Source organism: Acinetobacter kanungonis (assembly GCF_009939195.1).
GTDB lineage: Bacteria > Pseudomonadota > Gammaproteobacteria > Pseudomonadales > Moraxellaceae > Acinetobacter > Acinetobacter kanungonis.
Genome location: NZ_JAACKC010000003.1, coordinates 322,992 through 344,846 on the forward strand (window position 1 = coordinate 322,992; position 21,855 = coordinate 344,846).

General features: G+C 42.7%; 17 protein-coding genes. 7 read left to right on the forward strand and 10 right to left on the reverse strand.

Annotated elements, in window-relative coordinates:
- Positions 1-80: 80 nt before the first annotated feature.
- Positions 81-2,300, reverse strand: coding sequence for a TonB-dependent receptor domain-containing protein (locus GWK51_RS07815; RefSeq protein WP_161933271.1), 2,220 nt, complete (start codon positions 2,298-2,300; stop codon positions 81-83).
- A 260-nt stretch (positions 2,301-2,560) separates the two neighbouring features.
- Here GWK51_RS07815 and tig point away from each other — a divergent pair, with 260 nt between their 5' ends.
- From tig to GWK51_RS07835, 4 genes are all read left to right on the forward strand, one after another.
- Positions 2,561-3,892 carry a trigger factor gene (gene tig / locus GWK51_RS07820; RefSeq protein ID WP_142769526.1) on the forward strand — a complete coding sequence of 444 codons (1,332 nt, stop codon included), beginning with the start codon at positions 2,561-2,563 and terminating at the stop codon, positions 3,890-3,892.
- 190 nt (positions 3,893-4,082) lie between these two features.
- Positions 4,083-4,688 carry an ATP-dependent Clp endopeptidase proteolytic subunit ClpP gene (gene clpP, locus GWK51_RS07825; RefSeq protein WP_016168229.1) on the forward strand — a complete coding sequence of 202 codons (606 nt, stop codon included), beginning with the start codon at positions 4,083-4,085 and terminating at the stop codon, positions 4,686-4,688.
- Positions 4,689-4,716: 28 nt separating this feature from the next.
- Entirely contained in the window at positions 4,717-6,027 is a 1,311-nt protein-coding gene (gene clpX, locus GWK51_RS07830; protein WP_161933272.1) for an ATP-dependent protease ATP-binding subunit ClpX, read from the forward strand.
- A 168-nt stretch (positions 6,028-6,195) separates the two neighbouring features.
- Positions 6,196-6,909 carry a DUF2846 domain-containing protein gene (locus GWK51_RS07835; protein ID WP_161933273.1) on the forward strand — a complete coding sequence of 238 codons (714 nt, stop codon included), beginning with the start codon at positions 6,196-6,198 and terminating at the stop codon, positions 6,907-6,909.
- A gap of 5 nt (positions 6,910-6,914) precedes the next feature.
- On the opposite strand, the gene GWK51_RS07840 is transcribed toward GWK51_RS07835, so the two are convergent.
- The 3 genes from GWK51_RS07840 to GWK51_RS07850 form a co-directional block, all read right to left on the reverse strand.
- Positions 6,915-7,463: a DUF2059 domain-containing protein gene (locus GWK51_RS07840; RefSeq protein WP_161933274.1), complete on the reverse strand. Its 549-nt coding sequence runs from the start codon at positions 7,461-7,463 to the stop codon at positions 6,915-6,917.
- Positions 7,464-7,570: 107 nt separating this feature from the next.
- Positions 7,571-9,097 carry a fumarate hydratase gene (locus GWK51_RS07845; protein WP_100240589.1) on the reverse strand — a complete coding sequence of 509 codons (1,527 nt, stop codon included), beginning with the start codon at positions 9,095-9,097 and terminating at the stop codon, positions 7,571-7,573.
- Positions 9,098-9,640: 543 nt separating this feature from the next.
- On the reverse strand, positions 9,641-10,513 hold the full coding sequence (locus GWK51_RS07850; protein ID WP_161933275.1) for a helix-turn-helix transcriptional regulator: 873 nt from the start codon (positions 10,511-10,513) through the stop codon (positions 9,641-9,643).
- Positions 10,514-10,693: 180 nt separating this feature from the next.
- On the opposite strand from GWK51_RS07850, the gene GWK51_RS07855 reads away from it, so the two are divergent.
- Positions 10,694-11,590: a DMT family transporter gene (locus GWK51_RS07855; RefSeq protein WP_161933276.1), complete on the forward strand. Its 897-nt coding sequence runs from the start codon at positions 10,694-10,696 to the stop codon at positions 11,588-11,590.
- A gap of 75 nt (positions 11,591-11,665) precedes the next feature.
- Positions 11,666-12,283 (forward strand): class I SAM-dependent methyltransferase, encoded by a 618-nt coding sequence (locus tag GWK51_RS07860; protein ID WP_161933277.1) that lies wholly within the window; start codon positions 11,666-11,668, stop codon positions 12,281-12,283.
- Between the two features lie 230 nt (positions 12,284-12,513).
- On the opposite strand, the gene pta is transcribed toward GWK51_RS07860, so the two are convergent.
- The 4 genes from pta to GWK51_RS07880 form a co-directional block, all read right to left on the reverse strand.
- Positions 12,514-14,673: a phosphate acetyltransferase gene (gene pta / locus GWK51_RS07865; RefSeq protein ID WP_161933278.1), complete on the reverse strand. Its 2,160-nt coding sequence runs from the start codon at positions 14,671-14,673 to the stop codon at positions 12,514-12,516.
- 53 nt (positions 14,674-14,726) lie between these two features.
- Positions 14,727-15,950, reverse strand: coding sequence for an acetate/propionate family kinase (locus tag GWK51_RS07870; protein ID WP_100240592.1), 1,224 nt, complete (start codon positions 15,948-15,950; stop codon positions 14,727-14,729).
- 303 nt (positions 15,951-16,253) lie between these two features.
- A complete protein-coding gene (locus GWK51_RS07875) occupies positions 16,254-16,655 on the reverse strand; it encodes a hypothetical protein (RefSeq protein WP_016168218.1) in 402 nt (133 codons plus the stop codon).
- Between the two features lie 128 nt (positions 16,656-16,783).
- Positions 16,784-18,049: a glutamate-5-semialdehyde dehydrogenase gene (locus tag GWK51_RS07880; protein WP_142769517.1), complete on the reverse strand. Its 1,266-nt coding sequence runs from the start codon at positions 18,047-18,049 to the stop codon at positions 16,784-16,786.
- A 307-nt stretch (positions 18,050-18,356) separates the two neighbouring features.
- Between GWK51_RS07880 and GWK51_RS07885 the strand changes: the two genes are divergently transcribed.
- Positions 18,357-19,682: an alpha/beta fold hydrolase gene (locus GWK51_RS07885; protein ID WP_161933279.1), complete on the forward strand. Its 1,326-nt coding sequence runs from the start codon at positions 18,357-18,359 to the stop codon at positions 19,680-19,682.
- 64 nt (positions 19,683-19,746) lie between these two features.
- Here the strand turns inward: GWK51_RS07885 and GWK51_RS07890 are convergent, their stop codons facing one another.
- Positions 19,747-20,604 (reverse strand): class I SAM-dependent methyltransferase, encoded by an 858-nt coding sequence (locus GWK51_RS07890; RefSeq protein WP_161933280.1) that lies wholly within the window; start codon positions 20,602-20,604, stop codon positions 19,747-19,749.
- Between the two features lie 109 nt (positions 20,605-20,713).
- On the reverse strand, positions 20,714-21,733 hold the full coding sequence (gene nagZ / locus GWK51_RS07895; protein WP_161933281.1) for a beta-N-acetylhexosaminidase: 1,020 nt from the start codon (positions 21,731-21,733) through the stop codon (positions 20,714-20,716).
- Between the last annotated feature and the right edge of the window lie 122 nt (positions 21,734-21,855).

Here is a 21,855-nt window from a genome sequence, read left to right on the forward strand (position 1 = left end):
ATTCTGTATATAAGTGCATGATTTTATATATGTATAGAAAAACCCTGCCAAAACAGGGTTTTTTATTGGGATTTTAAATATTAAAATTTAAAGGTCGTACTTAATTGGACTCTGCGACCTTCTTGTGTGTTGCTATAGTGGTTATACCAGCCAATATCTGCAACTTTTTCATAATCCGTGAAGTTTTTATCAAACACGTTATAAAGCGCAACACCAACGTCCCAATGATCATTCACAGTGAAATTCGAGCCAACATGAAGAAGCGCATATGCTTTGTAGTCACCTAAAGCATTGTAAATGGCTTTTTCATCTTTGGTCAGATTGGCATAAGTTTTTGTATAGCGTGCGCGTTCACTTCTGTATTCACCGCGAGCCCAAAGTTGAATGTTGTCATCAGCTTGCCACTTAAGTGATGCATTGACCATATGTTCAGGCGTGTCATTGAGAGGTGGGTTACCAAGCTTAGAATCTGTAATTTCAGTTTCGGTCCACGTGTAGTTAATACCGAAGTTCCATGCAGGATAGAACTCCCAATTTAACCCCGTTTCAATTCCATAGACTTCAGCATCTTCGGCATTGGTTGGTCGTGTGACGTTCCAAGAATCAGCTTTGCCAGTGGTTGGGTGATAGCCCATCACCCATGGTGTGCCAATAGAAGCCATATATTTTTCACAGTCTGCTTTAGACCAGCTACTTCCAGAGGTTGACGTTGTATTGGTATTACAGCTGAATTCAGTATTGCCGCTAACAATTTTATCTTCAATCTGGCTGTAAAAAGCGGTGATGTTATAGTCGAAGTTTGTATTGTTGGTGAAAGATGTCCCGAACTCAAAATTCTTACTGGTTTCAGGCTTTAAATTTGGATTACCAAAGAGGGGATTACGCCCTTGACCGCCAACATTATAAATACCGTTGGTGAGTCGCTCTAAGCGTGGCGCTTTATAGCCCTCAGAATAACCGCCTTTGAATGTCCAGTTATCATTCGCATTCCAAACTAAATAGGCACGAGGAGTCCAAAAGTCTCCAAAGGTATCGTGATCATCAAAGCGTAGACCTAGAGTAAGTGCTAAATGATCCGTCAGTGCCCATGTATCTTCAGCGAATAATCCGATTTGGGTAAATGAAATTTCTTTGTTTTCTCTTAAGCCATCTTGCAGACTGGCATCCCACCATTGACCGCCTAATGCTATATTGTGCCGATCAAAATATTGAGTGGTAAATTTGGTATCAAAAATCGTGTCTTCACTTTCCAGTAAACGAGGCGTGATGGCTTGAGACATATTTTGCGCACGTGCTGGAATCAAACGCCCAATGGTTTCAGTTTGAGTATTGGCAATACTAGATTCAAGTGTACCGATTTGATTACGCCAAGTATGGGCTAAAATTATTTTGTCACGGTTATATTCTTGAGCTTTATCATAGCCGCCATTTGCACCAAGCGTACCCAACTGTCCATTGCTGTTGTCATACCACTGTTCAGTTTGCTCATACTCAACAGAAAGATCATGTTGATCGGTTGGCGTTAAAGTAAGACGTACACCAATAGTTTCTAAATCTGACTTGGTTGGGTTATTGCCCATATTCAATTCAGAAGAACCACCCTCATCATCCGAGCGAGTCAGATGAGATTGATCGCGTTCAGCTTTACGTCCTCTTAATTGAATACCTAATAAATTTGGAATAATTGGACCTGTTACATAAGCATCAACGGAGCGTTGATTGCCAAATTCTGAACTATTTGGAAGTAAAGTACCTTCTAAAGTAACAGCACCTGTCCATTCATTGCTGACTTTCTTGGTGATGATATTAACAACGCCACCCATTGCATCGGAACCATATAAAGTCGAGGCTGGACCGCGGATGACTTCAATGCGTTCAATTGCAGAAATAGGGGGGATAAAACTGTTATTTGATTCTCCAAAGCCGTTTGGCGTAATGTCACCTGTACTGTTTTGGCGTCGTCCATCGACTAAAACTAAGCTGTATTCTGAATCCATGCCGCGAATACGAATATTTAAACCACCCGTTTTACCTGCTGTTGGGCTGATGTCGATACCTTCAACATCGCTTAAGGCATCTGCAATTGAATTAATGCGTTTATTCTTTAGATCTTCTGCTGTAATGACAGTCATTGTCGCTGGCGCATTCTTAATATCTTGTTCAAACCCCGCTGCGGAAACCACAATGGTGGATAATTGATGCGTAGAGGAGGAGCTTTCGGAGCTGCTTTCCGCAAAAGCAGAACTGGTGGATAAACCAAGTAGCGCAAGACTGAGTGGGCGAAGGTTGAACTTACTCATAAATAGAATTCCAAAGTTGGACGAGATAAATAACTGAAAATAAATATAAATATTATGTTTGTGCATATAATAATGATAAAGTTTATCATTTGCAATAAAAGTCGTTTAAAAATAGAAAAATGATCGGAAATTCAGAAAATAAAACAAAAGAAATCAGATAAAATCTTGTGGTTTAAACATCCAGTTTTGTATATCTTTAAATGTTGTCATATAATGTGGCACTTTTTTATAAACTGTTATTACTAAATTTCGAGGAAGCCATGCAAGTAACTTCTGAAGCGGTTTCGGGCGTTGCCCGTCGTTTAAATGTATCTGTACCGACGAGCCGTGTGAACGAGCAATTTGAAGCACGTTTAAAACGCACTGCTAAAACTGTAAAGATTAACGGCTTCCGTCCAGGTAAAGTGCCATTAAACGTAGTTCGCCGTGAATATGGCGCGGGTATTTACCAAGAAGTGGTAAATGACGTCATCCGTGACACAGTATTCGAAGCAATTCAACAAGAAAAAATCAATGCTGTTGGCATGCCAAACATTGATAAAGTGGAAAACAAAGACGACGCGCTTGTATACGAAGCGACTGTTGAAGTTTATCCAGAAGTTGACGTGAAATTTGACGGTCTAGAAGTTGAACGTAAAGCATCTTCAGTAGAAGACAAAGACGTTGATCAAATGATCGAAAACCTTCAAAAGCAACGTGCTTCTTGGACTGAAACGAAAGGCATGGCGAAAAAAGACATGCAAGTAACTTTCGACTTCGAAGGTACTGTTGATGGCGAGAAGTTTGAAGGCGGCGCAGCTGAAGACTTTAAACTTGTTTTAGGTTCTGGTCGTATGATTCCTGGCTTCGAAGACGGTATCGTTGGTATGAAGAAAGGCGAAGAGAAAGTGATTGATGTTACTTTCCCTGAAGATTACCAAGCAGCGAACCTTGCAGGTAAAGCAGCGCAATTCAAAATCACTGTGAAGCTTGTTGAAAAACAAAAACTTCCAGAAGTTGATGCTGAATTCCTTCAAATCTTTGGTTTAACTGAAGAAGAAGGCGTTGAAAAGTTAAAAGCTGACGTGCGTAAAAACATGGAACGCGAAGTGAAAAATGGTCTTCGTAACCAAGTGAAAGGCGCGACTTTTGATGCGTTAGTTGCTGCAAACGAAGTTGAACTTCCTGCTGCAATGGTTGCTCAAGAAATTGACCGTCAACGTCAACAAATGATCCAACAGTTCACGCAACAGTTTGGTGCTCAAGGTGCTAAAGCATTTGACAGCAGCATGCTTCCAGATGAATTGTTCAAAGAACAAGCTGAAAAATCTGTAAAACTTGGCGTATTGGTAAGCAAAGTATTGGCTGATGCTAAACTTGAAGTTGACCAAGCGCGCGTTGAAGCTTACATCGAAGACATGGCTTCTTCTTACGAAGATCCTACTGAAGTTGTTGAATACTTCAAAAATGACAAACAACAACGTTCACAAATCGAAGCTGTTGTTTTAGAAGATCAAGTGGTTGATCACATTTTAGCAGCTGCGAAAGTAACTGATAAAACTGTTAGCTATGAAGAATTGTTGAAAGAGCAACAAGCTCGTCAACAAGGCTAATTAGCTTAAGTGAAAAAAGGCGCGTAAAGCGCCTTTTTTTATCTGAGCAGGGTATCGGCTTGTCCCAAATTCACAAAGCTTATGCAAAAAATATCTGTTATTTAATGGGGAATATTTTGCAATTTCAGTCATTATCCCTCATATTGTGAATATGGGTTAAGTCACAAAAAATTTAGGAATAAATAAACGTATGTATGTTCCAACTATTGAAAACGCGTTAGTCCCAGTTGTAGTTGAGCAATCGTCTCGTGGTGAACGTTCATTTGATATTTTTTCGCGCCTTTTGCGTGAACGAGTTATTTTTTTAACGGGTGAAGTGGAAGACAACATGGCCAATTTAATTGTGGCACAAATGTTGTTTTTAGAAGCAGAGAACCCAGATAAAGATATTCACCTCTACATTAATTCACCAGGTGGTTCGGTAACAGCAGGTATGGCAATTTACGATACCATGCAGTTCATCAAGCCAGATGTCGTGACTTACTGTATGGGGCAGGCGGCATCAATGGGTGCATTCTTGTTGAATGCAGGTGCTAAAGGTAAACGTTACTGTTTAGAAAATGCACGTGTTATGATTCACCAACCACTTGGTGGTTTCCGTGGACAAGCATCGGATATTGAAATCCATGCACGTGAAATTCTATTCATTAAAGAGCGTCTAAACCGCTTAATGGCAGAGCATAGTGGTCAAGACTATGAAACTGTTGCAAGAGATACAGACCGTGACAACTTTATGACTGCTCAGGCAGCCAAAGAATACGGTCTTGTGGATGAAGTGCTTAGCAAACGTCCATAAGTTTTAAGATTTTAGTATTGGAGTAAATATGTCCGAACATCCTCAAGGACAAAAGCATTGTTCATTTTGCGGTAAAACGCAGTCTGAAGTCGGGAAACTGATTGCAGGTGAGGACGCGTACATCTGTAATGAATGTGTGGACGTATGCCTAGACTTAGTCCAAACCAGTCAGCAGGTTGAATCTGGTGATTGGGCGGCTAAGCCTTTGCCTAAACCTCAAGAAATTCGTGCGGCATTAGATCAATATGTGATTGGTCAGGACGTGGCGAAGAAAACCCTTTCAGTTGCAGTTTATAACCACTATAAACGTCTTAAAGTGACTCATGGTGGACATAAGCACGACGATGCAGTCGAGATTGCAAAAAGTAATATCTTGTTGGTTGGACCGACCGGTTCAGGTAAGACTTTACTTGCTCAGACACTTGCGCGTTTGCTGGATGTACCTTTTGCCATGGCGGATGCGACGACACTCACCGAAGCAGGTTATGTGGGTGAAGACGTTGAGAACATTGTGCAAAAGTTATTGCAAAAAGCCGATTACGATGTAGAGAAAGCACAAAAAGGCATTATCTATATCGATGAGATCGACAAGATTACCCGTAAATCTGAAAACCCATCGATTACCCGTGACGTTTCGGGTGAAGGTGTACAGCAAGCCTTGCTGAAAATGATTGAAGGGACAGTGGCTTCGATTCCGCCTCAAGGTGGTCGTAAGCACCCACAGCAAGAATTCATTCAAATTGATACGTCGAATATTCTGTTTATCTGTGGTGGTGCATTCTCTGGTTTAGAGAAAATTGTGCAACAGCGTCAAGAAAAGGGCGGGATTGGCTTTACTGCTGATGTGAAGAAGAAAGATGAAAGCAAACAGCTTTCTGACTTGTTCCGTCAAGTGGAAGCGACAGATTTGGTTAAATTCGGTTTAATTCCGGAGTTTATTGGTCGTTTGCCTGTCATCGCGACTTTGGATGAGTTGGATGAAGAAGCACTCATGCAAATTCTGACGGAACCAAAGAATGCCTTAACGCGTCAGTATCAGCATTTGTTCGATATGGAACATGTGGATCTTGTGTTTGAAGATTCGGCATTACGTGCGGTCGCGAAGAAAGCGCTTGAACGTAATACGGGTGCACGTGGTCTGCGTTCAATTTTGGAAAATGCTTTACTTGAAGTGATGTATGACTTACCAAGCCGCACAGATGTGGGTACTGTTGTGGTGAATGAAGCGGTGATTAATGGGATTGCGAAACCTGAATTATTGCCTGAACGTCAACCGAAGACAGCGACTGAAGATGTCAACAAAGTAGATTTGAAAGTGATTAACTCAAAATCTGCTTAATTGGTTATTCGTCTGAAACGTGCGGAAATTTATGATTTCCGCACGTTTTTTTATTTTCAAGAAAAAAGTGCAGTGGTAATCTTGGGCAAAGGCGAGGATGCCTAAAAGTGTAAAAGATCCAAAAATTAGCCCCAATAAATACAAAAAAATACGCGGTGAGGGACAATCATGCGTGCGCATTATTTGATGTTATGTAGCAGTTTATTTTTATTTGGATGCCATAAACAAGCCGTTTTAGAACAACCAGAATTAAGTTCTACGCTGCATCCAGTAGATACCAGTCAAGCACCAGGCTTGGTCGAGCAATATCGTTTCGGCATGACTTCGGTTGGTGGTTGGGTCAATCAAAAACTGGGTCAAGCTTACCATCCTGTGCAGGCACAGCATGGTCAGGCAGCCGTGGTGTACCTGTATCGCCCTGAGAGTAAATGGAATCGTCAAGAAATTGTGGCGTCAAGCCTGTTTATTAATAAATATCGAATCCCCAGCTTGTTGAATAATCATTATTATTGGCTGGAATTGCCTGCGGGGACTTATCGTTTATCTAGTAGTCGTCCTTTGGGTATTCAGCACTTTCAAAAGCCTAAATATTTAGATTTTAGTATCGAGGCGGGGAAGAGTTATTACGTGAAATATGATGAGGAAAACCTGAACACGCGTAAGGAAGTCTCGGGGCCTTTAATTTTGGTGCCTAACTCAATTGGGCAAAATGAAATTGCCTTTACTCAGCTTAAATCCTCAAGTTATAACTTTGTTGCACAAGACCCACAAACGGGCGAGCTAAGGCATAAAGCACAAAAAATTAAGGCAACAAAATATGATGCTGCCTCTGATGTACAGTTAACTCAACCCTTTAAGTTTTGGGATATCCGTACTTGGTAAACTGCTTAAGGTTTCTTCTGTGCTTGCTCAAATAAAGGGGCTAAGGTTTTTTCAATTTGGCGGTTAATTTCACGTTGAGTTGCTGGGTCTTGCATCATTTGTGCGGACATATCGATGCTATTGCGCATGACTTCACTCATCATTTTGCTGCTTTTTTTATTAATCGACTGTCCAATTGGGGTTTCTAGGAACTGAATATTGGCAAGCACTTCTTCTTCGGTAAAGGTTTTCTGATAAACATCTTTGAGCATTTGCATAAATTTAGGATCAGAAATCAGTTTATTACTAAAAGAGGCTGTAATGTCAGCAATTTGATTTGCCGCCTTTTGTTGCTCAGCATTTAGATTCGAGGTTTTAAAGATTTGTTTAATGGTATCTTCAGCTTGCTGTTGATAGATAGGGCGCATTTCTTGTTGAGACTGCGCCAAAGTCCCTGAAATGTCACTCAGTTTTAGGGCTTTTTCAACAGAGGCTTCGGTTGCGGGTTTTGCAAATGCAGTGAAGCTGAGTATAGAGAGGCTAAGAATTGCGAGTGTGTGCTGTACTTTTTTCATGATATTTAGAGTGAACTGTTGTTGTAAAAAGATAAATTTGGGCTAAAAAAATACCCTTAACAAGACCTTAGCATGTTAAGGGTATCGAAAAAAGCAAAACTTAGGGATTAGCCAGCTGCAGCATCCACTACAGGAATTTTACCAATTTTCGCTTGCCAGATTTTAGGAGCAGTTGCGTGTACAGACGTACCATTTACGTCTACCGCAACCGATACAGGCATGTCTTTTACGACAAACTTGTAAATTGCTTCCATACCTAAGTCAGCAAAAGCAACCACTTCAGCTTCACGAATGGCTTTAGAAACAAGGTAAGCCGCGCCGCCTACAGCCATGAGGTAAGTTGCTTTGTTGTCTTTAATTGCTTCAACCGCAGCAGGACCACGATCCGCTTTACCAATCATGCCGAACATGCCAGTCGCTTCTAATACTTGGCGAGTGAACTTGTCCATACGTGTTGCAGTTGTCGGACCAGCAGGACCAACCACTTCATCACCCACTGGATCTACAGGGCCAACGTAGTAGATAAATTTACCTTTAAGGTCAACTGGAAGCTCTTCACCATTGTTCAACATGTCAACCATACGTTTGTGCGCAGCGTCACGACCTGTATAGATTGTACCGTTAAGAAGTAATGTGTCGCCTGGTTGCCATGCGTTCATTTCTTCTTGAGTAATCGTATCTAGGTCAACACGTTTAGAAGTTGAAGAATCCCAAGTAACAGAAGGGTAGTCTTCAAGTTTCGGTGCTTGAATGTGTGCAACACCTGAACCATCTAACTGGAAGTGTGCATGACGAGTTGCCGCACAGTTTGGAATCATACCGACTGGTTTGCCTGCAGCGTGGCAAGGGTAGTCTTTGATTTTAATATCGAGAACGGTAGTTAAACCACCAAGACCTTGCGCACCAATACCAAGAGCATTAACTTTTTCGAAGATTTCGATACGAAGTTCTTCAAGTTTGTTCTGCGGACCACGACGAAGCAATTCGTCCATGTTGAGTTCTTCCATGAGTGATTCTTTCGCAAGCATCATGGCTTTTTCAGCAGTACCACCAATACCGATACCGAGCATACCAGGAGGACACCAGCCTGCACCCATGGTTGGAACAGTTTTGAGTACCCAATCCACGATCGAGTCAGATGGGTTTAGCATAGCAAGTTTAGATTTGTTTTCTGAACCACCACCTTTTGCTGCAACAGTAATGTCTACTTTGTTGCCTGGGACAAGTTTGTGGTAAATCACTGCAGGCGTGTTGTCTTTGGTATTTTTACGACCAAACGCTGGATCTGCTAAAACAGAAGCACGAAGTACGTTCGAGTTTTCTAAGTAACCTTGGCGTACACCTTCGTTAATTGCATCATCGAGGCTCATGGTTAAATCAAATTTAACATCCATACCCACTTCAACAAATACGTTAACAATACCAGTATCTTGGCAGATTGGACGATGACCTTCTGCACACATACGAGAGTTAATCAAGATTTGTGCAATGGCGTCTTTCGCAGCTTTGTTTTCTTCACGGTCGTACGCACGGCTCATCGCTTGGATAAAGTCTTGTGGGTGATAGTACGAAATGAATTGAAGCGCGTCCTTGACCGAAGTGATCAAGTCATCTTGCTTGATAATAGTTGTCATATCAAATATCTCTTGAGCGGGCTGTTAGCTAGCGGGCTAAATTATAAGGTATAACGCTGGCGTTGTGGGTGTTTTGCTGCATTTTTGGGCTAAAGTTTAATGGATAAAATCGGTCATCAAGATGGGAATATTACAGTGCCAATCTCAACCTAAAGTCAGAAACTGATTGTATGTATAAGATGATTAATCTATAAAGTATTGAATTTTATATTTTAAATTGGTTGAGATGGTGTTGTTGCTGAAAAATGACAAGACTGTCATAAAGTTGTAATAAAACTTTCACATAATAGGCGCATTCCAAACAGAGAGTATCGTTATGACATCTGCAATTCTTATGGTTGTTGGCTTTAGTTTCTTTATCGCAGCAACTTGGATGTACGGTCAAAAAGAAGATCAGGCTTAAGCTTTATCTTCTTTTTTATTTTAAGCTTTCTTCAAATCTTCAAATCTTCAAATCTTCAAATCTTCAAATCTTCAAATCTTCAAATCTTCAAATCTTCAAATCTTCAAATCTTCAAATCTTCAAATCTTCAAATCTTCAAATCAATTTCGTTTAGACATTTTCTGCATCTGAGAAGGCGAATAGCCAAAGTGCTTTTTAAAACGGTGGCTAAAATGGCTACTGGAACTAAATCCATATTGCATTGAAATTTCTGTGATATTGGCTGCGGTGCTTTGTAATGCGTGATGAGCCAATTCCAGACGACGTTGCATCACGTATTGGTGGGGTGGCATATGCATAGATTGTTTAAACATATGTGCAAAGTGATACTCACTCAGTTGGGTTTGTTGTGCCAAATCGGATAGGGTTAAGCTGACATGCAGATGTTGATCAATCCATGCTAATAATCGTTTGAGCATATAGGGCGAGAGCCCGCCTTTCACTTCAGGGGCTTGCCATTGGGTCTGGCTATAGTTTTTGATCAGATGATTCAGTAGCAGGGTGGTGGCAGTGCTCATCTGCAAATGATTTTCTCGATTTTGCCAAGCATCGCTCAGTAAAAAATGTCGATACAACATTGAAACTTGTGGATCGGCCACGAAACTTTGTGGATTTAAACTGATCTGACTGGGTTCTCGATCCCAGACTTGTTCTGCAACACGTTTTAAGTGCTGCTCGGTATAGTACAGGTGCACAAAGGTCAGTGAGTCGCGTAAGTCCCAAGTCGATTCAAAATCTTGCGGCATCAGACACATATGATCTGGTCCACCACCATTTTGCCAACCTTGAGCCGTCTTCTGGTAGCTGTGAAAGCCACCCTGAATATACATGCTTAAGGTATGGTGATTGCTACAGACACTGACCCGATCTTGATTATTTTGCCACATGGCAAGCTGCATGCCTGAACCCAATTCAACTGAATCCAGTAATTGGGCTTTATGTTGTTGTAATTGATCTAGAATCTGATAAGTCATCTTCTACACGCAGTGCCAAATTGAGTATCTAGTGTAGGACTTCTGCTTGATCTTGTCATCTGTAGACGTGATTCAGTAAAAAACCACAAGTTGGTGATAACTCTCCGCAAGATGCTGCAAGTTTCCTAGCATCGACATCCAGCACAATATGCCGTGTTGATTCAACTGGATAGTTTGGAAATGAATGCGCTGTTATATGCTTTGGTCGTGGTGATTTGGGGCACGACTTGGATTGCGATTAGTGTGCAACAACACAGCGGTATTGCTGCCAATGTCGCGGTGTTTTGGCGTTTTTTTATTTCAGCCATGGTTTTGTTTGTATTTATCTTGCTGTATCGAAAATTAGATAAATTGGCTGTCAAAGACCATTTATTCTGTATGTTACAGGCATGCTGCATTTTCGGGTTTAACTTTGTCTGTTTTTATGCTGCGGTGCAGTACATCAGTAGCGGCTTAGAAGCCGTGATTTTTTCCATGGCCGTTATTTTTAATACACTCAATGCCAAATTGTTCTTTGCACAGCCCATCTCGGCACGATTTTATCCTGCTGCTGTATTAGGAGGTTGGGGGATGATTGCCTTGTTCTGGAATGATGTGGTGGGCACAAAGTTCAATCATCAAACCTTGTGGGGAATTGGTCTGTGTATGATTGGCACCTATGGTTTTTCCTTGGGTAATATGATCAGTACTCGTCACCAGCGGCAAGGGTTGGATGTTTTTAGTACCAATGCTTATGGCATGCTGTATGGTGCTATGTTGATGGCCGTCATTTCGTTTTTTCAAATGGATGACTTTTTCCCGAATATCTCGTTGAGTGCAATTTCAGCTTTACTGTATTTGGCGATTTTTGGTTCGGTGATCGGTTTTACGGCATACTTCTATTTGGTCGGGCGGATTGGTGCTGGTAAGGCGGCGTATAGCACCTTATTGTTTCCCTTGGTTGCCTTGATCATTTCAACGCTATGGGAAGGCTACCAATGGCAGATTAATGCAGTGATTGGCGTGGTACTAATTCTCTGTGGTAATGCAATTTTCTTTGTACAAGCACCGCGAAAATTGAGTCGCTCTCGTATCTAAAATCCACTTGCGTAGCCTAAGATAGAGTCTGGAAAATGCAAGAAGATGCGCAAGCAAAATCATCAGGTCACTAAGATGCACAATCAACATCTGGCGAAAAATATTATTGAACTTTATCGCAAATATGCCCGTGAATGGGTGGCACTTCGTGGCGAGGATTTATATGAAAAAGTCTGGCTGGATCGTGTGCTGGCTTTAGTGCCAGCTCAGGCGAAAATTCTGGATATCGGTTGCGGTTCGGGAAAGCCAATCGCGGCATATTTACTGGCACAAGGTTGTAGAGTCACTGGGGTGGATAGTTCCGAAACGATGCTGCTGATGGCACAACAAAACTTTCCTGATCAGACTTGGATTCAGGCAGACATGCGGCAATTTCATCTAGAACAAAAATTCGATGCAATTTTGGCATGGGACAGCTTTTTTCATTTGACGCAAGACAATCAACGGCAGATGTTTGCCCAATTTGCACGACATGCTCAACTGGGAACAGTGCTCATGTTTAGCAGTGGACCTGCCCATGGCGAAGCGATTGGCGAATTGTTTGGTGAGCCTTTATATCATGCAAGTCTTACTCAAGAGGAGTATCGTGATTTATTAACGAAATCTGGTTTTCAGGTGTTGAACATGGTTGCGGAAGATCCTGAATGTACGGGACATACGGTATGGTTGGCACAAATGGTGAACCCACGCTAGAACTGCTGGTGTGAAGTATCAATTTGGATAGATTGGGTATCGAATTCGAGCCATTGAACTGCGCTGATCTTTCCATTTTTAGTAGACGGTTATGAAACGTTCTCAAACTTTGGTAGTTCTATCGTTGATGTCTGCAAGAGAAAGCAGAGTGCTCTTTGATGGAGTACCAACTTTCCATCAAAGCTAAAAAAACCACTCTCGAAAGAGTGGTTTGGAAAACTGAAACCGAATTAAGACGCTTTGCTGGCTTTGGCTTCAACTTGCTGTTCGGCCTGAATCGCAGTCAGGGCAATCGTGAATACAATATCGTCCACCAACGCACCACGAGACAAGTCATTTACAGGTTTGTTCAAGCCTTGCAACATTGGTCCAACACTTACCACATTGGCAGAACGTTGAACTGCTTTATAGGTGGTGTTACCTGTATTTAAGTCTGGGAAAATAAACACATTGGCACGACCTGCAACTTGCGAGTCTGGTGCTTTAGAGCGACCAACACTTTCAACGGAAGCAGCATCGTATTGTAATGGACCATCAATCAACAGGTCAGGGCGACGTTGTTTCGCAATGGCAGTCGCTTGCGCCACTTTTTCTACATCTGCACCTGCGCCTGATGTACCAGTTGAGTAAGAAATCATGGCAATACGCGGGTCAATACCAAAGGCTTTGGCTGAGTCTGCCGATTGAATCGCAATTTCAGCCAACTGTTCTGCGTCTGGGTCTGGATTAATCGCACAGTCACCATATACATACACTTCATCAGGCAACAGCATGAAGAACACTGAAGATACCAGTGAATATTCAGGTGCTGTCTTAATCAACTGGAATGCCGGACGAACAGTGTTTGCAGTGGTGTGGACTGCGCCTGAAACTAAACCATCAACTTGATCAAGTGCGAGCATCATGGTACCCAGAACTACAGTGTCTTGTAGTTGTTCACGTGCTTGTAAGTCATTGATTTTGCCTTTACGTAACTCAACCATTTGCGCGACATAGTTTTCGCGGATTGAATCAGGGTCGATAATTTCAAGGTCAAATGGCAATTCGATATTACGAGCTTTCGCCACTTCAATCACGGCTTCAGGTTTTGCCAAAAGAATACAGTGTGCAATCCCACGAGATTGGCAGATTGCTGCCGCTTGAATCGTACGTGGCTCATCACCTTCAGGTAGAACAATACGTTTCTTGGCATGAATTGATTTTTGTACCAATTCATGGCGGAATGCAGAAGGAGATAGACGCGGCTTGTGTGTGCCTTTGATTAGTTGTGCTAACCATTCTTCATTGATGTGGCTTGAAACGAAACGCGTCACTTGTTCAGCACGTTCAGTATCGTCTACAGGAATTTCATTGCTTAAGTTCATTAAGCTCTGAGCTGTTTCAAAGGTACTGAGTGGCGTATGTAAAATTGGCAAGCCTTGTTTAATCGCAGCTTGGCAGAAATCTAGAATCTGGCTGTTTGGTGCATGATGTTCAGTCAATAACAAGCCTGCTAAAGGTGTGCCATTGCTGCTGGCGACACTACTTGCCAATAACACATCAATACGGTCAGAGGCACTGATAATCAGTTCACCTGCCACAAACTTATCCAGTTCATGTTCAATATTGGCTGCAATTAAGCTGCTATGTAGCACACGACGTTGGAGTGCTTCACCTTGGTTGATCCATTCTGCTTGAAGATTTGCCGCCAGATCAGACATGCGTGGCACACTCAGCGTGTTGCTGAATGGCACCAAACCAATCGCAGGAAGTTGAGCGCTCCCGATATGCGCATGAGTTTTTTGAATATCTGCGACAAATTTGTTGGTATCGCTGATCAGACGTAAGCTAGGGTCGAAGGTCAGTGGAATTTGTGCAGAACCTTCAGGCAAGCCTTTGGTGCGCATGAATAATACGCCCGCAGTACGTTCACAGCTTGCACCACCAAAATGACGCAATTGTGCTTCGACTTTTTCAGCCGTTGCCGTGGCTTTATTGATGTCGGCATTGCTGACAATCACCACTTTGGCATCTAATGCTTTGGCTAAAGCAGCATTGAGTTCAGATGCAAAAGCATCACGGGCAGTTGGTAATAAACCTTCTACAATGATGATGTCATGTTTTTTAGCAATCTGACGATGCAGGCGTACCGCATCTTCCAGCAGTTCATCGCTTTCACCTGAGTTTAAGCGCTGTGTAACCGTGGCATACGGAATTGGCTCTACGGTTTCACTTTTGGTCAGATGTTGGAATAACGCAGAGGTACGATCTGCTTCAATTTTGCTTTCTTGAGAAAATGGTTTTAGGAAGCCTGCTTTTACGCCTTGGCATTCTAAAGCATAAATTAAACCCAAACATGCTGAAGTCAGGCCAACACCGTCACCAGTTGGGACTAAAAGAATTGTTTTCATAGTCGTAAATTTTTTAATTCAGAAAATGGGAAAGTCGAGCAATGCGCGATTGCTTAAGCAATCGCGGCATTTGATTCAGGCTTTTTTGCAGCTGTCTGATTAACCTCATGTTCAACCACACTTGCCGTTTCTTTGGCAATGCGACCTTCTTCATCAGTTGGAATCACCCAAATCTGTGGTCCTGTACCTGCATCGATACGACCTTCGGTACCACGTTTGAGGCTGTTGTTTTGTTCTTTGTTTAGGTTGAAACCAAAGTGCGGTAAGTACGCCATGGTTTTTTCACGGATGTAAGCAGAGTTTTCACCAATACCGCCAGTGAAGAACAAGCCATCTAAACGTGGTAAGCCACAGCTTAGCGCTGCTAAAGATTTTGCAAGGCGATAGCAGAATACTTCAATCGCTAAAGTTGCATCTTCATTGCCTTGTTCAGAGGCTTCAATCAATGTACGCATGTCGTTAGACAAGTTATCAGATAAACCAAGCAAGCCGCTTTCTTTGTTCAGCATCTTGTCAATTTTGTAGACATCCCAGCCAAGGTTAGAAGCCAAGAAGCTGTGTAAACTTGGGTCTACATCACCACTACGGGTACCCATCACAATACCTTCAAGAGGGGTTAAACCCATAGAAGTATCCACACTTTGACCATTCCAAATGGCACAAGTTGAGCTGCCGTTACCGAGGTGAGCTGTTAACCAACCGCCTTGTTTTAAGCTGCCCGCCAACTCTGAACCACGTTCAGAAACATAAGCATGACTGGTGCCATGGAAGCCGTAGCGACGTACGTTGTGTTCAGTATAGAGGAATTTAGGCACTGCATAGCGGTAAGCATGTGCAGGCATGGTTTGATGGAATGCGGTGTCAAATACGGCAACCTGTGGCAATTCTGGGAATAAACGCATGGTTGCGTCAATGCCAACAAGGTGTGCTGGATTGTGAAGTGGCGCAAGCGGCGTCGCTTCACGAATACGTTCGATAATTTCTGGTGTGAGTAATTCAGCTTTGGTCAAGGTACCACCATGTACAACGCGGTGACCAATGGCTTGAGGGTTATAGTGAGAAAGACGTTCTAAGATTGTTTCTAATGCTTTTTCGTGGTCCGCATGCGGAATAGACAGTTCTAGTGGTGCGCCACCAACAGTGACACCTTTAATGCGAGCTTCAGCAGAACCTAAGTTTTCTGCCAAACCAAAAATTCGATCTTCACGACGCTCTGAAACAAGTGCATATTTAATTGAAGATGAGCCGCAGTTAATAACTAATACTGATGTAGACACGTTTATATACCCGAATTTTAATTGAAATAAGTCGTCCCTAAAGTGATCTTTATGCAGTACTTATCAATGCAATCCAGATCAGTAATAATGTTTTATCATGTGTTGATTTTCTGTCCTAGATAGACTTTAGGAGATTAGACTTAAGCACTATCGACCAGTGAAATAATAATAAATAAAATTTATAGGTTGATAGTTTTCATTTATTAATGAAATAGTGCTCAAACCCAAATTTTCCTTTCTTTACACTTTTAACCCTAGCATGAGAAATGAATTTTGAGCAGGAGCGAAGTGTTGTTTTTATGCTTAGTTTTGATACTTGATTTCTGACCAGCGTACAATCACATAGGCAATTAATGCCACCATAAAAAAGACCAACATCATCCAAGCCAGACCTTGTAAGGTCTCGATGATCGTGCGGTAAATTTCCAGTACCCAGCGTTCTTGAGTCAGTTCAATCACAATTTTTTTGTCATTTTCGGTATAAGTCAGCGGCGTGATGTATTTTTCCATATCGTAAATACGAATGCCTGAGGATGTTCCGACCACCATGCCGGCAAATTTGGTGTATTTTGCCCAAGCTTCATGAATTGGATCGTGAATAATGCGCGCCAGAATCGCATTAATCGAATTGGAAAAAATTTTCATTACGGTAAATGAAACCAGTAATGCCAGTAAAAAGGTACAAATGATCAAATAGTAAAACATGCGATTTCCCATTTATCTTTTTCAATTTTTTTATCATGTTACAAGATTTAGGGCTGGAATGGTGTTGTCGCTGTGTTCAGCTTCATGGTTGAAACTGAACACTTAAAGATACTTGAGTTGGAGAGGAATTATTGGCGAATTTGTCCGTCGCCTAACACAATCCATTTTTGCGAAGTTAGACCTTCTAGACCGACTGGACCACGGGCATGAATTTTGTCGGTAGAGATGCCAATTTCAGCTCCCAGACCATATTCAAAACCATCGGCAAAGCGGGTAGAGGCATTCACCATTACTGAGCTTGAGTCGACGCGGGCAAGGAATTGGCGTGCCAAACTGAAGTTTTCAGTAATAATCGCGTCGGTGTGATGCGAACCATATTTGTTGATATGGTCAATGGCTTCATCCATTCCTGAGACCACTTTCACGGCTAAAATTGGACCAAGATATTCGGTGTACCAATCTTCTTCGCTCGCAGGCTTTACGCCGCTACCTAAAATACGCTGAGTTTCGCGACAACCACGCAACTCCACATTTTTCTCGGCATACAGCTCGGCAATGCGCGGTAAAAATTCTTCAGCGACTTTCTCATCGACCAACAGGCTTTCCATGGCATTACATACGCCATAACGATGGGTTTTGGCATTCAATGCAATCGGTAATGCCTTATGTAAATCAGCCTGTGCTTCAACAAAGACATGGCAGTTGCCATCTAAATGCTTAATGACTGGAATGCGGGCTTCATTGCTGATGCGTTCGATCAGTCCTTTGCCTCCACGTGGAACAATCACGTCCACATATTCCGACATGGTAATCAAATGACCCACTGCAGCACGATCCGCAGTGTTAATCACTTGTACTGAAGTTTCAGCTAAACCTGACGCTTTGAGTCCGTGTTGAATGGCTGCCGCAATGGCTTTATTCGATTCCAAAGCTTCAGAGCCACCACGTAAAATAATGGCATTCCCTGATTTTAATGCCAGCGCAGCGGCTTCTAAAGTTACGTTTGGACGTGACTCATAAATCATGCCGACCACACCTAGTGGCACGCGCATTTTACCAATTTGAATACCAGACGGGCGATAAGCCAAATCGGTGATTTCTCCAATCGGATCAATCAGAGCAATCACATCTTTCAGGCCCTGTAGCATGCCTTTAAAGCGTGTGGGGTTCAGTTCTAAGCGATCAAGCAAGGCACTGTCTAATTGATTGTTACGACCTTTATCCATGTCTATTTGGTTGGCCGCTAAAATCGCAGACTCATTGTTTTGTAATGCTGTGTAAATTGCAGACAAAGCATTGTTTTTCATTTGGGTAGAAGCGCTGGCTAACACGCGCGATGCTTGGCGTGCTTGTTGTCCTACCGTTTGCATGTATTGTTCAATCGACTCTTGCATGGCGGTTTGATCACTTAGAAATTTCAGTTCCGATAGTAACAGCCTGTGTACTGACAATGAAGCATATCAAGTGAAAATAGGCAAAACTTTAGCGTACAGGGTGCCTCCTATCGCTTTTAGGGGAAAAAAAGATAAGCGGTCATGGAATGAGTTGCAGCCAAAATCATCCTTTGTATATGATGGCTAGCGATAATGACATTGACGTCTTACACAAAAATAGAAAGAGTTAGCACCTAAAAATAGGTACATACATTGCAGAAGTAGTGTCTTGCAAAATAAAAATAAGACAAGGATGGAGGTAGGGAATATGAATTCCATTATCCAATTGGACGCGGAATTACACTCATCAATAAATCGTCACGGTTTCTTCGATTTATATCATAAACACAGTTTTAAACAGCCGGCTCGAACTACATGGATTGATGGTTGGAAAATCGAGTATATGGCGATTGCTGAACCTGAAACTCTGCACAAGACACCGATTGTGATTATTGGTGGCGCATTCCAGAACTTTAATTCTTATAAATATTGTGTTGAACAGTTGTTCGCAGCGGGACCCGTGATTTTAATTGATTTGCCTTCGATGGGTGCCAATCAGCAAATTACCAATGTCGATACAGGGCTTTCTGCGGGCACTTTGGAATTGAGTGATCTTTCCGCCATGTTAGGTCAGTGGCTGGATATTGTCGGAATGCAGCATGTTTCGGTGATGGGAATGTCCTTGGGCTCTGTGGTGGCATCGGGGTTGGCAGATTTACGCCCAGAGTTGATTGACCGCATGATTTTAATGGGTGTGATGCAGAAAACGCGGAAAAGCTGGCGTATGTTGCTAGAAGAATCCTTATTTTTGATGCAAGAACAGCGTATGGAGGAGTTTGGACAAGCGGTGATTTTGTATCTAGTTAATCATGCCAAACTGGATGTCACGCGTATGTCACCGACGGCAAAGCGCCTGTTCTTTCGGCAGATGGCGGACTTCACTGCAACCGAACAAGAGCGTTATGAAATTAACTGTAATCGCTTGTTACGCCTGACCGATGTTCCAATTCCAATTTGTAAAGTGCTGGTGGCATGCGGGCAATATGACAGTTTTACCTTGCCGCATGAAAATGCCAATTTTGCCTTGCAATGTCCCGACATGGAGTTCGCTATGATTGCCAATGCTGATCATGTGCCGCAATTGCAAAGACGCAAAGAAACCATGCATCTATTTGCGACTTATTTACGTGGCGAGTCAATTCAATCGCTCGAAGGCATTATCAATCTGACGCGGGCGCAATTGCTGACCATGGAACGCCGTGGCGAGCCACGGATTCAGGTGAGTCAGCCCTTTACCCAGCTTACGCATCGTTTTCTCGATGTGCAGTTTGCCACAGAAATCGTCGATCTCAATTTCTTCGGCTTGATGCTCAAGTTTCATCATCAAGACAGTCAGCGCGTTGCCGAATATCCTCGCGATTTAGCTCTGCATTTAAAAGATGAGGAAGGGGAGTTTTCGATTGAATGTTTGATTTTTGAAGCAGGGGAAACACATGTCCGTGCCTTGTTTAAACATGGTAGTTTTGATGTGGCGGAGCGACTCCTACGCTATATTCAGCGCCAACAGTCAGCGTTGATGCCTGCTAGTGCTTAAGCGTCAGTATGTTCTTAAAAAAGGGAGTTGATGAAACGCCCTTTTTTGATTTTTTACACATGGATTATCTTGAAGATAGCCGACTGGAAGCATGTAGCATCCAGACCAAATCACCAGAATGTTTTTCTGCCGAAGTCTCGTTGGTCTGGGCTTGAAAATAATATTTGGGCTGAACGATGTAGGAGGTTTGAAAACCTGCATCTGCCAGAAACTGCCGTACCTCTTGCGGATGCTTGAAGTGGAAGCTAAATGCACTGCGTGACATGAATTTTAAGAGCTTGCTGCTACTCCAGATAATATGTGCCAGTTTATTTTTGACAGGTTCAGGATACAGGTCACTGAGGTAATGAATTTCAGGGAAGCGCTGCCCATGGTGACTAATCGCTTGGAACAGTTGCGCCAACAACGCTTTGTCAAAATAGTTGATCAAGCCTTCACTGATGACCAAGAGTGGATATTGTGCATCAAACTGCTGAAAGATCTGTGCGAATTCATGGCTAAAAATATCGGCGCTAAGTACCTGCGGGCTATTCGGATCAAGTTGTTGCAAGGCTTGGGTCTTGAGCTGAGCCATATTAGGTAAATCTAATTCGCGATAAACCAAATCGGGGAACTTTTGTCGAAAATGCCAACCACGCGGAGAAAGTCCGCAGGCAATTTCCAAGACCTGTAATTTCGGATATTGCGCCAGTAACTGGTAAAGATGTTCATCAATCATGCAATGGCGCTGCTTCAAGGTACTACGCATGCTGCCGCCGACATAACGCTCTGCCCATGATTCTAAGGGATGTGCCAGTCTTGCCAGAAATTTGCCTTTGGCTGTCGCGAAAATAGGATTAGAAATTCCCATCTGATACCAAATATAGCCCGTGTAGTGTGCGGTAAATGAAATATGGCGATGTTGTGAAAGTCCTTCTGTCATGTCTTCCTGACCTACTTTTTTGTTTTGATTTTCGTACAGCAAGTGTTGCTGAAAGTTTTCACATCATAAAGAATAAGGAGCATTTTGTGATGCTCCTTCCGTCGAATAGTTAGCCTGCATTTTTAAAGGCGACAATTCTGTCTCGGATTTGTCGCCATTCATCACCGAGGTCTAAGTTTTCGCCAATTTCAATGTTTGGAATTTTACCGCGCATGCGTTCTAGGCGTTGTTGATTCGGTAATGGTAGTTCTGTGATACCTACCAACGCGACACATTGTGCAGCGCGATCATTACAGACCAGTCCCATATCACAGCCAGCCTGAAGTGCAGCTTGAATACGCGCATCGGCACCACCTGCAACACAGGCTGCTTGCATGCTTAAATCATCAGAGAACAGGACACCATCAAACTTTAATTCTTGACGCAGAATGTTTTGAATCCAGAATTCTGAGAAACCTGCTGGGTTCGGATCAACCTGATCGTAAATTACGTGGGCAGGCATCAGGGCATCCAACTGAGGCATCAGTTGAATAAAGCTTTGCATATCTTTGGCAAAGATTTCGGCATAAGGGCGAGAGTCAATTGCTGTCGCCACATGAGAGTCGGCTTTCACCGAACCATGTCCAGGGAAGTGTTTTCCTGTGGATGCCATACCTGCACGTTTCATGCCTTTTAGGAATGCACTGGCAAGTGGCACAATATCCTGCATATTTTTGGCAAAACCACGATCACCAATCACATCGCTAATGTCATTTAAATCGAGCACAGGTGCAAAGCTAAAATCAATACCAACCGCCAGTACTTCAGTCGCCATGAGCCAGCCACATTGTTCTGCCAAATCGAGTGCCTGTTCAGGATGGTCTAGATACAATTCACCGAAACGCCCCATGGCTGGGAGCAGGGTAAAACCCGTTCTCAAACGTTGTACACGTCCACCTTCCTGATCGACCGCAATTAAGATTTCTGGACGAATTTGACGCATATGATCGGTCAGTGCGCGAACTTGTTGTGGGGACTGAATATTTCGTGCAAATAAAATAACGCCACCGACTTGCGGAGCTTGCAATAGTTCAATATCTTCTTGGGTAAGTTCTGTGCCAGCGATGTCCAGCATCAATGCGCCAATCATATCGGTGTCCGTGTTTGAATTATTTAAATAAAGAGGCTGAAGGGATCAGCTTCCGCGAAACAATACCCGAATTCTGCAATGATTTGCTACATTTTGTCAGCACAGATTATGATAAAACTACA